This is a genomic window from Sorangium sp. So ce693, assembly GCF_051521375.1.
GTDB lineage: Bacteria > Myxococcota_A > Polyangia > Polyangiales > Polyangiaceae > Sorangium > Sorangium atrum.
Window position 1 is genome coordinate 12,370,021 of record NZ_CP150347.1, and the last position, 13,022, is coordinate 12,383,042.

At 70.5% G+C, this 13,022-nt stretch carries 9 protein-coding genes; 3 read left to right on the plus strand and 6 right to left on the minus strand.

Annotated features, from left to right (window positions below; all coding sequences use genetic code 11):
- Positions 1–119 precede the first annotated feature (119 nt).
- The gene (locus WMF14_RS46140; protein WP_437797026.1) at positions 120–2,045 is read left to right on the plus strand and encodes a fructose-bisphosphatase class III; all 1,926 of its coding nucleotides are present in this window, start codon (positions 120–122) and stop codon (positions 2,043–2,045) included.
- Between the two features lie 33 nt (positions 2,046–2,078).
- On the opposite strand, the gene WMF14_RS46145 is transcribed toward WMF14_RS46140, so the two are convergent.
- Entirely contained in the window at positions 2,079–3,350 is a 1,272-nt protein-coding gene (locus WMF14_RS46145) for a hypothetical protein (RefSeq protein WP_437797028.1), read from the minus strand.
- Positions 3,351–4,389: 1,039 nt separating this feature from the next.
- Here WMF14_RS46145 and WMF14_RS46150 point away from each other — a divergent pair.
- Positions 4,390–6,603 carry a glycoside hydrolase family 3 protein gene (locus tag WMF14_RS46150; RefSeq protein WP_437797030.1) on the plus strand — a complete coding sequence of 738 codons (2,214 nt, stop codon included), beginning with the start codon at positions 4,390–4,392 and terminating at the stop codon, positions 6,601–6,603.
- Positions 6,604–6,744: 141 nt separating this feature from the next.
- On the opposite strand, the gene WMF14_RS46155 is transcribed toward WMF14_RS46150, so the two are convergent.
- The 4 genes from WMF14_RS46155 to WMF14_RS46170 form a co-directional block, all read right to left on the minus strand.
- Complete coding sequence (locus WMF14_RS46155; protein ID WP_437797032.1) at positions 6,745–7,719, minus strand: NADPH:quinone oxidoreductase family protein; 975 nt, start codon at positions 7,717–7,719, stop codon at positions 6,745–6,747.
- 100 nt (positions 7,720–7,819) lie between these two features.
- Positions 7,820–8,446, minus strand: a complete 627-nt coding sequence (locus WMF14_RS46160; protein WP_272096258.1) for a hypothetical protein — start codon at positions 8,444–8,446, stop codon at positions 7,820–7,822.
- Between the two features lie 190 nt (positions 8,447–8,636).
- Positions 8,637–9,395, minus strand: coding sequence for a hypothetical protein (locus WMF14_RS46165; RefSeq protein ID WP_437797034.1), 759 nt, complete (start codon positions 9,393–9,395; stop codon positions 8,637–8,639).
- 298 nt (positions 9,396–9,693) lie between these two features.
- Positions 9,694–10,116 carry an oligopeptide/dipeptide ABC transporter ATP-binding protein gene (locus tag WMF14_RS46170; protein WP_437797036.1) on the minus strand — a complete coding sequence of 141 codons (423 nt, stop codon included), beginning with the start codon at positions 10,114–10,116 and terminating at the stop codon, positions 9,694–9,696.
- Between the two features lie 59 nt (positions 10,117–10,175).
- Here WMF14_RS46170 and WMF14_RS46175 point away from each other — a divergent pair, with 59 nt between their 5' ends.
- Positions 10,176–10,640, plus strand: a complete 465-nt coding sequence (locus WMF14_RS46175; RefSeq protein ID WP_437797038.1) for a hypothetical protein — start codon at positions 10,176–10,178, stop codon at positions 10,638–10,640.
- 501 nt (positions 10,641–11,141) lie between these two features.
- On the opposite strand, the gene WMF14_RS46180 is transcribed toward WMF14_RS46175, so the two are convergent.
- Positions 11,142–12,461: a hypothetical protein gene (locus WMF14_RS46180; RefSeq protein ID WP_437797039.1), complete on the minus strand. Its 1,320-nt coding sequence runs from the start codon at positions 12,459–12,461 to the stop codon at positions 11,142–11,144.
- Positions 12,462–13,022: the final 561 nt, after the last annotated feature.

The window sequence follows — 13,022 nt, forward strand, 5'->3', positions numbered from 1 at the left end:
GCGGCAGAGCCAGGCACATGTGCTCGCCTTGCGCGCTTGCCCGGCTGCTTCAGCGCGGCACGCGACACACGTCGCGCGTGCGTGCGTCGAGCCGCGGCCTTGCTCTATGCTGTGGCGCCATGCTCGACACGCGGGAGCTGCCGCTCCTCCGGGCCCTCGCCGGCCGGTACCCGACGACCGAGGCCGCGCTCTCGGAGATCGGCCATCTGCGGGCGATCCTGTCGCTCCCGAAGGGGACGGTGCACGTGGTCAGCGACGTCCACGGCGAGCACAGGAAGCTGAAGCACATCATCAACAACGCCTCGGGGAGCCTGCGGCCGCTCGTCGAGCGGGTCTTCGGCGACCGGCTCACGGCGGCCGAGAAGCGCGCGCTGCTCTCGGTCGTCTACTACCCTCGCGAGAGCTATGCCCGCGTCGCGTCCCGCAGCGAGGGGGAGCGGCGGGGCTTCCTGCTCTGGACGCTCGCGCGCGAGGTCGAGGTCATCCGCCAGCTGTCGCTGCGCTACACGCTCCGCCAGGTGGAGTCGGCGTTCCCGGAGGACATGCGGGGCCTGCTCCGCGAGCTCGTGTCGGCGCGCGCCGCCCTCGGCGAGGGCGGCTACCTCGACGCGCTCATCGAGCCGTTCGTGCAGCACGGCCGTGAGATAGAGATCCTGCGCGCCACGGCGCGCGCCATCCGGAACCTGACGGTCTTCGAGCTCGTGGTCGCCGGCGATCTCGGCGATCGCGGTCCCCGGCTGGACAAGGTGATCGAGTACCTGATGCGCCAGCCGCGCGTGCGGGTCGTGTGGGGCAACCACGACGTGAGCTGGATGGGCGCGAGCCTCGGCCAGGAGGCGCTCATCGCCACGGTGGTCCGGCTCTCGCTGCGGTACGGGCGCCTGTCGCAGCTGGAAGAGGGCTTTGGCATCCCGGTGGCGCCGCTCGATCGGCTCGCGCGCACGGCCTACGCCGACGATCCGGCGGAGCGCTTCGCGGTCCGGGGCGAGGGGCTGCGCGACGCCCTCCTGCTGGCGCGGATGCAGAAGGCCGCGGCCGTCCTCCAGTTCAAGCTGGAGGGGCAGCTCTGCCGGCGCCGCCCGGAGTACGCGCTCGAGCACCGCTGCCTGCTCCATCGCATCGACCCGCGCGCGGGCACGGTCGCGATCGACGGCGACGTGTTTCCGCTGCTCGACGCGCGCTTCCCGACGCTCGACCCCGGCGATCCGTACGCGCTGACGCCGGACGAGGCGGCGTGCATCGCCCTTCTGAAGGAGTCTTTCCTGAGGAGCCCGGCGCTGTCCCGCCAGATGCGCTGGATGGTGCAGCAGGGGACGACGTGGCTCAGGCGCGACCGGGCGCTCATCTTCCACGGCTGTGTCCCGGTGGACGGCGAGGGCGAGCTCCTTCCTTTCGTGGTGGACGGCGAGGTTCGCCGCGGCAGGGCGCTGTTCGACGCGCTGGAGCGGACGGTGCGCCGGGCTTTCCGGGCGGGCGCGCAGGAGGACGTCGACATGCTCTGGTACCTCTGGACCGGGCCGCTCTCGCCCATGTTCGGCAAGGACCGGATGACGACGTTCGAGTCGTATTTCGTCGCCGACGAGAGGACGCACAAGGAGACGAAGAACCCGTATTTCCACCTGATCCACGACGCCGCGTTCTGCGGCCGGGTGTGCCGCGAGTTCGGTGTGGACGAGGAGCGCGGGCTCATCGTGAACGGGCACGTGCCGGTCAGGGTCGAGCGGGGGGAGTCGCCGATCAAGGCGTCGCGCCGCGCGGTGACGATCGACGGGGCGTTCTCGGAGGCGTACGGCGATAAGGGGTACACGCTCGTGCTCGAGGCGAGCGGGGCGCGGCTCGCGCAGCACCACCATTTCACGTCGGTCGAGCAGGCCGTCGAGGCGGGGGAGGACATCATCCCCGTGATCTCGGACGTGGAGGTCTACGAGGCCGAGCGCCGGGTGGGAGACACCGAGAAGGGGGAGGAGATCGAGCGGGAGATCGAGATCCTGGAGCGGCTCATCGAGGCGTATCGAGACGGCGCGCTCCTGGAGCAGCCGAGGTGAGGTGAGGCGCGGCGGGGGCCGCGCCTGGCCTCGTCACTCCAGCTGACCGTCCGCGATCCAGTCGACGAGCGTCTGCTGCTCTGCGGCCGTCAGGCAGTTAGCGTTCGCGGCGTCGAGCGCCGGGTCGCCGGTGCATCCGCGGTTGCGCGGCATGCGGGTGGCGTTGTCGAGGTCGTGGATGCGGATGGTGGCGCACTCCCCCTGCGTCCTCGTGGGTTCACCCGGGGCCACGGCGCACTGGGTCGAGCTCGAGGGAAGCTTCGCGGACTCATAGGTGATTGAGAAGCCGCTGGCCGGCGGGGGATCCGTGCGGGTGTGGCAGGGCGAGCACTTCGCCAGCAGGATCGGCGCCACGTCGGCCCACCGCACGGGCTCGCCGTCATCGCCACCCGCGCCGCCAGCGCCGCCAGTACCGCCGACGCCGCCCGCGCCGCCGGCGCCGACTGCGACGGCGGTGGAGGACTCGCCGCCAGCGCCGCCAGCGCCGACCGCGACCGTGGAGGACTCGCCGCCCGCGCCGCCAGCGCCGACCGCGACGGCGGTGGAGGACTCGCCGCCCGCGCCGCCAGCGCCGACCGCGACGGCGGTGGAGGACTCGCCGCCCGCGCCGCCAGCGCCGACCGCGACGGTGGAGGACTCGCCGCCAGCGCCGCCAGCGCCGACTGCGACGGCGGTGGAGGACTCGCCGCCTGCGCCGACCGCGACGGTGGAGGACTCGCCGCCCGAGCCGCCGGAGCCAACTGCGACGCTGGTGGTGGCGGCGGTGGAGGACTCGCCGCCCGAGCCGCCCGCGCCAACTGCGACGCTGGTGGTGGCGGCGGTGGAGGACTCGCCGCCCGAGCCGCCCGCGCCAACCGCGGCGCTGGTGGTGGCGGCGGTGGAGGACTCGCCGCCCGAGCCGCCCGCGCCAACCGCGGCGCCGGAGGTGGCAGCCGTGGAGGAGTCGCCGCCCGAGCCGCTGGAGCTAGCCGCGACGCTGGTGCTGGCAGCGGTGGAAGGCTCGCCGCCCGCACCGACCGCGCCGGTGGAAGGCTCGCCGCCCTCGCCACCCGCGCCGGCAGCGCCGCCGGCGCCGCCTTCGCCACCCGTGCCAGGAGCGCCGCCGGCGCCGCCCTCGCCGCCCGTGCCAGGAGCGCCGCCGGTGCCGCCCTCGCCGCCGCTGCCGCTGGTGCTGCCGCCGCCAGTTCCTACGCCGGTGCTGGTGGAGGTGCCGCCGCCGCCCTCACCGCCTGCGCCGCCTGTGCCAAAGCCGACCTCGTCGTCACCGCACGCGGTGAGCGCGAGGAGCAGCGTCCCGGTGGTCATGAAGAGACGAATGGAAGTACGCGGGATAGAGACCATGCGCGGAGAATAGGCGCGTGCAGTATCGCGGGTAAATGCTGCCGCAAAGAAGACAGGATTTTATCATTGCTCCCTTGACGGAATATGCTTTCGCTGAATCGCGGCGGTCGACGCCCCGGCTCGCCCGTCGGCTCGCGCTGCAGTGAGGCCACGGCTCTGTCCGCCGGCCCTGTTGGACCGCGCCGAACACGCCGCGCCCGGCTGGAGTCCTCATTGCAGGTGTACGACCGCGCGAGGACGGGCTCGACGATCCGGAGCGCGCGCGGCGTGGTGCCGCGGCTGCATCGTATCCCCGAGGTGCCACGGCACATGATAGCTGTTCACCGCCATCTTCATGATGGAGCATTGAGCGCCGACTCCTCGACCACCCGTGGAACGCTGGTGATGTCAACTCCGTTGAGGATGGCTCGTCCTTGCGCCGCCATCCTCTCTCCTCCTTGTCTTCCTCGCGCCGTCTCTCGATCATCGGATCGGAGAGGATGTGCTCGACCCCGGTGAGCCCGCATCCATCGATGAGCCCGTCGCGTCCTCGCTCGTGCACGGGTTGTCGCGTTATGCCACGGGTAAATTACCGCGCTGCGCCATCGGGTTTGCAACTTGCGGCCCGACTCGAACTATGGTTAACCGGTGGCGTCCCAGGACGCACCGTGTCATCCGGTGCGCCACGAGGCACGAGAGAGGGCGGGCTCGGCCTCATCGCCACGGCGCGGCGGCGACGATCGCGCGAGCGCGACCACGCGACCACGCGACTAGGCGACCACGTGACCGAACCCTCGTTCGCGGCATGAGGGGGGCTTGCGTGCCGGTGGAGTCATGGATTAGAACGTTCGCTCTCTGTCTTATATTTCTTACACCCATCGCTTGGAGATCATTTCTTCCCATGCTCACGCCCTCGACCGGCTTTCGGCCTCGCTCGGGCGAACGGCTCGACAGGGCTCTGCTGCCCGGCACGGTTCACCTCAGAGCCCATCCTTCATCTCATAGACAAGAGAGGGGAGCACCCATGCGCCTCACACGGTATGCAACATGGATCTTGGCGGCGGCTGTCGTTCTCGCGCCGGCCGCCTGCGGTGACGACACGTCCGACAACGCGACCGGCTCCGGTACCAGCTCCGGCGCTGGCGCTGGCTCCGGCAGCGGCTCCGGCGCCGGCGCTGGCTCCGGCAGCGGCTCCGGCAGCGGCTCCGGCGCTGGCGCTGGCTCCTCCGCCAGCGGCTCCGGGACCGGAGGCGGCGGCACCGGCGGCAGCGACAGCACCGGCGGCGGCGGCAGCGGCGCCGGGGACAGCGGCGGCCTCTTGCCTTGCGACAATGGCTGGCCCGAGGTGCGGAGCGCGATCGCGCAGGATCCGGAGATCGAGGCGGCCATCACCGAGCTGCTCGGCAAGATGAAGGTGGAGGAGAAGGTCGGCCAGATGGTGCAGGCCGAGATCCAGAAGATCACGCCGGCCGAGGTGAAGCAGTACAACATCGGCTCCGTGCTGAACGGCGGCGGCTCGTGGCCGGGGAAGAACAAGAACGCGACGGCGGCGGACTGGGTGAAGCTCGCCGACGACTTCTACAACGCCTCGGTGGACACCAGCGGTGGCCGCGTGGCCATCCCGATCATCTGGGGCATCGACGCGGTGCACGGGAACAACAATGTCCGCGGCGCCACGCTCTTCCCGCACAACATCGGCCTCGGCGCGGCCCACGACCCCGAGCTGCTCGAGCGCATCGGCGCCGCGACGGCCAAGGAAGTCCTCGCGACCGGGCTCGACTGGACCTTCGCGCCGACGCTCGCGACGGTGCGCGACGACCGCTGGGGCCGCACGTACGAGGGCTACTCCGAGGATCCCGAGATCGTGAACGCCTACGGGGGCCGGATCGTGCAAGGCATCCAGGGCGCCGCGAACAGCCCTGATCTCCTCGGCGCGATGCACGTCATCGCGACGGCCAAACACTTCATCGGTGACGGCGGCACGGACAAGGGCGATGACCAGGGGAACAACCTCGCCTCCGACACCGAGCTGTGCACGATCCACGCTCAGGGCTACCTGTCTGCCATCCCGGCGGGCGCGCAGACCGTCATGGCGTCGTACAACAGCGTCCGCGGCCAGAAGATGCACGGGAAGGGCGATCTGCTCACCGGGGTGCTGAAGGACAAGTTCCACTTCGACGGGTTCGTCATCGGCGACTGGAACGGTCATGGGCAGGTGTCGGGCTGCACGAACGCTTCGTGCGCCGCCTCGATCAACGCCGGTGTGGACATGATCATGGTCCCGGACGACTGGAAGATGTTCTACGAGAACACCCTCAGTCAGGTGAAGGGGGGCCAGATCTCGATGGCGCGCGTCGACGACGCCGTGACGAGGATCTTGCGGGTCAAGATGCGGGCGGGGCTCCTCGGCCCGAAGAAGACCAAGCAGGCGCCGTCGAAGCGGATGTTCGCGGGCGATCAGTCGGTGCTCGGGCAAGCGGCGCACCGCGCCCTCGCGCGCGAGGCGGTCAGCAAGTCGCTCGTCCTCCTGAAGAACGCCGGCAAGGTGCTTCCCCTCGCCGCGTCGGCCAAGGTGCTCGTCGCGGGCAAGTCCGCGGACAGCATCCCGAACCAGTCCGGCGGCTGGTCGCGGACGTGGCAGGGCACCGACCTCACGAACGCCGACTTCCCCGGCGCGACGTCGATCCTCAAGGGGATCCAGGATCTGGTGTCGGCAGGCGGCGGCCAGGCGACGCTGAGCGCCAACGGCTCCGCCGCCAGCTCGGGGACCTTCGACGCGGCGATCGTGGTGATCGGCGAGACGCCTTATGCCGAGATGTACGGGGACATCCAGCTCGCGACGGACGACAACCCGCACGCGAAGACGCTGGAGCACGCGGTCTACCACCCCGAGGATCTGCAGGTCCTCCAGGCGATCCGCACGGCCAAGCCGGATCTGCCGATCGTGACGGTCTTTCTGTCGGGCCGTCCGCTCTACGTCAACAAGGAGCTGAACCGCTCTGACGCCTTCGTGGCCGCGTGGCTCCCGGGCTCCGAGGGCGGCGGCGTGGCCGACGTGCTGTTCGGCAAGCAGCCGTTCCAGGGCAAGCTCTCGTACTCCTGGCCTGCGACCGATTGCCAGCGCGTCAACCGCGGGGAAGACGGCGCGCTGTTCCCGTACGGCTTCGGCCTGACGACGGCGGACCAGGATACGCTTGCGGCGCTCCCCGAGGCGTCCACCGCCGGCGGCTGCAACTGAGCCCATCCTCCGCGCCGCTGCCGCTCTCCCCGCTCTCCGCGGCGGCGGCGGCATTCGTGAGATAGGCCGAGGGACCCAGCCCGCTGCACAGCGGGCCGGGTCTCCGTGATCAGCGCCTCAGCGCGTCAGCGCGCCGCCGCCTCACGCGGTCGTGAGCACCACCTTGCCCGTGGTCGCGCGGGACGCGACCGCCGTCATGGCCGCCTTCGCGTCCGCCATCGGCAGCGCGGCGGAGACGAGCGGCTTGATCGCGCCCTGGCCGTAGAGCGCGTAGAGCTCGTCTTGCGCCCTCCGCGTGAGATCGGGCCGGGTGCGGCTGTAGGTGCCCCAGTAGAGGCCGACGACCGAATAGTTCTTCACGAGCAGGTGGTTCGCGCGCGCCGCGGGGATGCGGCCGGAGGCGAAGCCGATCACCACGATGCGGCCCTCGAACGCGACGCATCTCGTCGATTGATCGAAGACGTCGCCGCCGACGGGGTCGAAGACGATATCGGCCCCCCGGCCCGAGGTCCGCTCCTTCACGATGGCGACGAAGTCCTCGCGTCGGTAGTCGATCGCGACGTCCGCCCCGAGCGCGCGGCAGACCGCCGTCTTCTCCTCGCCGCCGGCGGTCGCGATGACCGTCGCGCCGGCCGCCTTGGCGAGCTGGATCGCCGCGCTGCCGACGCCGCCCGCGCCGGCGTGCACGAGGACCGTGTCGCCCGGCTGGACGCCGGCGCGCCGGTGGAGCGCGAAATAGCCTGTCTGGTAGGTGATGGTCATCGCCGCGGCGTCCTCGAACGGCATCGCGGCCGGGAGCGCGTAGGTGGTGCGCGGCCCGGCGATCGCGCGCGTCGCGTACCCCCCCGAGCCGGGGAGCGTCGCGGCCACGCGGGCGCCCGGCGGGAGGGATGGCTCGCGGCTCTCGACGACGACGCCGGCGACCTCGAAGCCGGGGATGAACGGCGGAGTCGGCTTGACCTGGTGCGCGCCCGCCGTGAAGAGCACGTCGGGGAAGTTGATCGCCGCGGCGGCCACCTCGATCCGGACCTCCCCCTCGGCGAGCGGGGGGTCGTCCACCTCTTCCCAGACGAGGATCTCGGGGGGACCGAAGGCGTGTCCGCGCCAGGCGTGCATGCGCGCGGACCTTAGCAGAAAGCCCGGGCGGCCCGGCGGAAGCCGCCGCGGCGCGGCCTGGCGCGCCGCGGATCCCCTGCGGGATCGCCGGCGCGCGCGATCAGCGGACGATCTCGATCGGCAGCTTCGCCGTCACGGAGCCCTGCTCCTGCCCGTCGAACGTCACCTCGACATCGTAGGTCCCCGGCGCGAAGAACTCGTCCTCCGGGTTGTCCGTGTCCGACGGCCCGCTCCACTGCCGCCCCGACCAGGAGATCGTGTGCGTCGCCGCCGTCGCGTCGACCTGCACGGTCGCCGCGTCGTCGGGAGCGCAACACCCGGTGTCGCAGAGGCAGTACTGCTGTGGATCTCCCGCCGTCGACAGCCCTGTGATCTGGTACGTGACGAACGAGCGCGGATCCGCGCTCGGCACGACGCAGTGCCCGCACCCGTCGGAGGCCGCGATCTCGATCGGAGGGACGCTCGCGTCGGTCGTGATCGTGTAGATGAACTCCGCTGGCTCGCCCCTCCAGTAGACGCAGCGGCTGGACTCGATCGATATCGTCACGCCCGGGATCGTGCCCTGGACGTCGCGCACCGCGCACGGCTCCGCCCCCGGCGGCAGCCCGCGGTCGCCGCCGCTGCTGCTGCTCTTGCCGTCGTCGCCGCTTCCGCCGCCCTCCTTGCTGCCGCCGCATCCGGCCGCGCACGCAGCGGACAGCAAGGCTATCGCCAGAGCTCGAATCATGTCGTTCGCCATTCCCTCACCTCTCCCTCCTTCGCGCCACGCCGCCTGTCTGCGGCGGCGCGCGATCGGCAGCAAGGGAGATGCTCCACGAAGCGCGTGCGGGCTCCGGCGGGACAGGCCGTGGCTCGGCCCACCCCGGGGCGTCGACTGTGCCAGCCTGGGCCGCGGCCAGCTTCGCCTCAGCCGTGCTTCAGGGATAGATCTCGATCCCCAGCTTTGCCGTCACGACGCCCTGCTCCTTGCCATCGAACGTCACCTCGACTTCGTAGCTCCCCGGCGCGAAGGGGTCGCCCTCCGGATTGCTCGTGTCGGACGGCCCGGTCCACTGCCGCCCCGACCAGCGGATCGTCTGCGTCGCCGTGGTCGCGTCGACCTGCACGGTCACCGCCTCGTCGGGAGCGCAGCAGCCCACGTCGCACAGGCAGTAGAGCTGCGGCTGCGGATCCGCACCCCACGAGAGGCCGCTGATCTTGTAGGAGACGAGCGAGAGGGGATCGCTCGTCGGTTCGACGCAGCGCCCGCAGCCGGTGGAGGCCGCGACGTCGATCGGGGGGACGCTCGAGTCGGTCGTGACCGTGTAGATGAACTCGGCCGGCTCTCCCTGGCGGTAGTTGCAGCGGCTCGACTCGATCGAGATCTTCACGCCGGGGATCGTGCCCTCGACGTCACGCACCGCGCACGGCCCGTCCGACGGGTCGATGCAGCCGCCGCCGCTGCCCTCGCCGCAGCCGCCGGTGCCGTCCTCGCCGCTGTCGTCGTTGCCGCCGCCACCGCTGTTGTGGCCGCCGCTTCCGCCGGTGCCGTCCTCGCCGCCGCTGCTGCTGCTGGCGCCGCTGCCGCCGTTGCCGCTGCTGGCGCCAACGCCGTCATTCACGCTGTTCTTGCATCCCATCAGGCACGCACCAGACAGCAGGGCTGCTGCCAGCACGCGAAGCACGTCGCTTTTCATCGCATCACCTCGTCGCTCCGCCACCGAACCTCGCGCGCGGCGGCGAGGGGCGTCCAGCAAAAGGGATGCCTCGCGCAGCAAGCGCAGCTCCCCGCAGAAGCGCCTCTGGCTCGTGACACACCGGATCTTCGATTGTGCCAATTTGAGCCGTGGCAGAGAGGTGAGCGGCTGCGCTCACAGGCGCCATTCCCGGCAGGCCAGCTTTCCCGGGGCATCCCGGCGCCATCTCAACGCACGAACCAGCGGCTGGACCGGCTCATCCAACGACGCGCCGGCTTGCCGCTGTCGCACGCCGCCGTCACTCGAGCTCGGGGTACCAGCACGCCACGCGGTGGCCGCTGCCGGGGACGAGCTCCTCGAGCGGCGGGATCTCGACATCGCACTTGCCCTCTTCGGCCTTCCGGCAGCGCGGGTGGAACACGCAGCCGTCGGGCGGGTTGATCGCGCTGCCGGGCGCGCCCGGGAGCAGGCGGCGCGCCTTGCTCCCCCGCTCGATCGACGGCGTCGCCTCGAAGAGCGCGCGCGTGTACGGGTGGTGCCGCCGGCCGGCGACGCCCTGCGTGGGGCCGATCTCCACGATGTGGCCGAGGTACATCACCGCGACGCGGTGGCTCACGTGCTCGACGACCCGGAGGTCGTGCGAGATGAACATTTTCCACGAGGGCCCTGCGCCCTCGCGCGACGACATCGCCGCTGTCGCCGCGCGCGTCGACAAGCGCATGATGCGGTGGCTGCGGCGGAGCAAGCTCGTGGACGATTCTGGCGCGCATCGCGGCTCTCGTGCCTCCACCCCGGTATCCGTCGCTGCGCCTGGCCGGCGTGCTCGCGTCGGGCTCGTCGTGGCGAGCCGCCGTGGTGCCTCACCGGCCCGCGGCGACGGGCATCCCGGTGCCGGAGATGAAGACGAAGACGAAGACGAGCGCGACGGCGCCACCGACCTGCGCCAACGACATCACGGCGCCACCTCCCGCGGCTACCTGGGACCCTCCGGCGAGCGCGCGCACGAGCCTCGGCGACGGCATCGTCCCGCCGGTCTACGCACGCATCGACTGGGCTTCGCTCCTCCGCCGCGTCTATTCGGAGGATGTGCTCGCGTGTCCGTGCGGTGGGCGCTGGCGGGTCGTCGCCGACATCGGTCAACGTGCGCAGCGCGAAGCCATCGTGGCGCTCCTGACCCATCTCGGCATCCCCACCGAGCCGCCGCCCATCGCCAGGGCCAGAGACCCGTCGTTCGACGCGGCGTGAGCCTCGCGGCCTCGTCCCTCCGCGTGCCGCTCGCGCGTGGCCGTTGGCCAACCTCTGCCCGCCGCTCGACCCCATGCGAGCGACGCCCTCGCTCTTGGGCCTTTTCGTGCCCGCGCATCCCCGAGCGCCAGCGCGCGTTGGTGGCCCGCGCGGTTCTGCCTTTCGTGATCCGGCCGGCTCGTCCTGGCCTCCGAGGATCGCTCGCCCGCTCTTGCCGAGCACGTTGCTCACGATGCCGGTGATCTTGATGTTCGCGTCTTCGAGCGCCTTCTGGATGCGTTGCGTATTCCGAGCCGCCTCACGAACAAGCTGCTTGCGCGTTCGCATCAGCGCTCGCAGATCCTGAACCGGCGTCGGCGGGACGAAGCTTTCGCGGACGTTGCCGAGCTCCGTGTTCTCGTTCGTCGTGAAGGCAAACTCGCACGACGTGCTGCGGGCACGGATGCGTCGAGGCGGACGACACGCAGACGACGAGATCGTTTCGCCAACGATGGATCGTGTTTACACGCTCTCGAAAATTTCGGTTCCCCAATCTTTGTATGCGACGTGGATGTGCGCGATCTCCGCCAACGCGTTGCGTCCGAGAGCACGGTACGCGGCTTCCTGGAGCGCAGCGGCATCGTTACGATGAACGTCGCGCCCGAAGAAGAGCAGCACGCGGCCCAGGGCCAGAGCGTGGGCCGGCCGGCCGGCTGCGAGCTCAGCGCGTGCATCAGCGATCGACTTCGCCACGGCCTCGTCATCTTGGGCATCCAAGGGCGACGCTGGCCAGCTGCGAAGAGTCAATGCGGCCGGAACCTCGCCAGCACCCATTGGCAGCACCAACCCAGGGCTGTCGCGTAAATCGGGGCCGCGTGTGTCCGGGGAGCCTTCTGCCGCGTCAGCCTCGAACGCGCGTGCGTCCGCATCCGCGAGCGCCGCGATGTACTCCCTCAGTCGCCTACGTTCGTATCGCCGCTCGACGTCGCCTTCGATCTCTGGGTTGGATGCGTGATCTGCCACGTCGAGCACATGGGAAATCTCGCCGAGAAGGGATCGCCTTTCGCCGAAGGTCGGCCCCCCGTCACTGGCGTAGTTGCTGACCACGAGCGACGGGACGAACTGCGGATCGTCGAACCACAAACCCCAGTGCAACCCGTCGGTGCGGCCGTTCATTGCAGTGACCATCTCGGGCGCGTCGCAGTCGTAGCGGCCGGCCAAACGCTCGTCGAACCCAGGCCGAACACGCCGCGCGAGCGCTTCGGGCTGAAAGAGCTCGAGCAGATAGTCCGGGTACAGCCAACGCCTGGCGAGCAGGTCCCCGCACAGATCGAAAAGCGCACGTGCCACGGCGAGGTGCCTCGGCAAGCGAAGACCGAATACCCGAGCAAAATGGGCGCTCACGGCCGGGAAGCGCTCGAACGCCAAGGCGAGGCAAGCCTCGGCACGTGACCGGATTTCGTCCTCGCCGAGCGGGTCATGGGCCGCACGCCATTCCTGGTACGCGCCATCCTCGGCGGCCACGCGAGCTTCAGGTGGATAGTCGTGCGGCATCAGTTGACTGGGCAGCCAAGGCTTGACGCACTCGAGGGCACGACCTTCCACGTCGGCGCGCCACGCCGCGAGGCGCTCGGCCAGGTCGGAAGCCGCCATCTGCGTCGGCGACAAGGCGGGGCCTTTGTTCTCCAGGATGTCGAGGACGCCACCCTGCTCATCGAACAAAACCACACGCACGACGGCGTACAAATCATCAGCTTGTACGCAGTGCTCGACGAGCTCGATCTCGAAACCGTCTCCTCGAATGGGAAACTGAGCAGCAAACAGAGGCTCGGGGGTGGACATGGCTAGGCCCAACATAGCCTTGCGAACGCCGTGCGATCAACACGGCCCGGCTTGTAGCGAGGCTGCCGCGCAGACCGCTGTCGCGGGCGTCGGCGGTGAACACCCGGGTCCGCAAGAGACTCCACTCTTCCGAGGCGGAGGAGGTGGCGCAGAAGCGTCGGCGTCGCGCGTCGCCATCGCGGCGCCGCGCCTCCACGCATCGCGACGAGCTCACCGCGCGCAAGTCGCACTCAGGAGCGCGTAAGGCGTTCGAGCACGATGTTGGGAGCATGGCCCGGCCGGCCGCGGAGGGTTGGGAGGCGCCAGTGGGTGTCGACGGGTGCTCGAGGGTAGTGGCGAGGGGGTGGCAGGGAACTTGGGGGGGACGGGTGCAGCGAGAGGAAGGCAGAGGAGGGCCGTGTCGACGACGGGCGGGCGTCGAGCCGGGGCGCAACGTCAGGCTCGACATCTCCGAGCGCGAAGCCATCGTGGCGATCCTGACCCATCTCGGCATCGCCACCGAGGCCTGAGCGCCGCGGCGCGCGTCGAGGCGACGTCCATCCGGCGCGCGAAGGAGGCGCA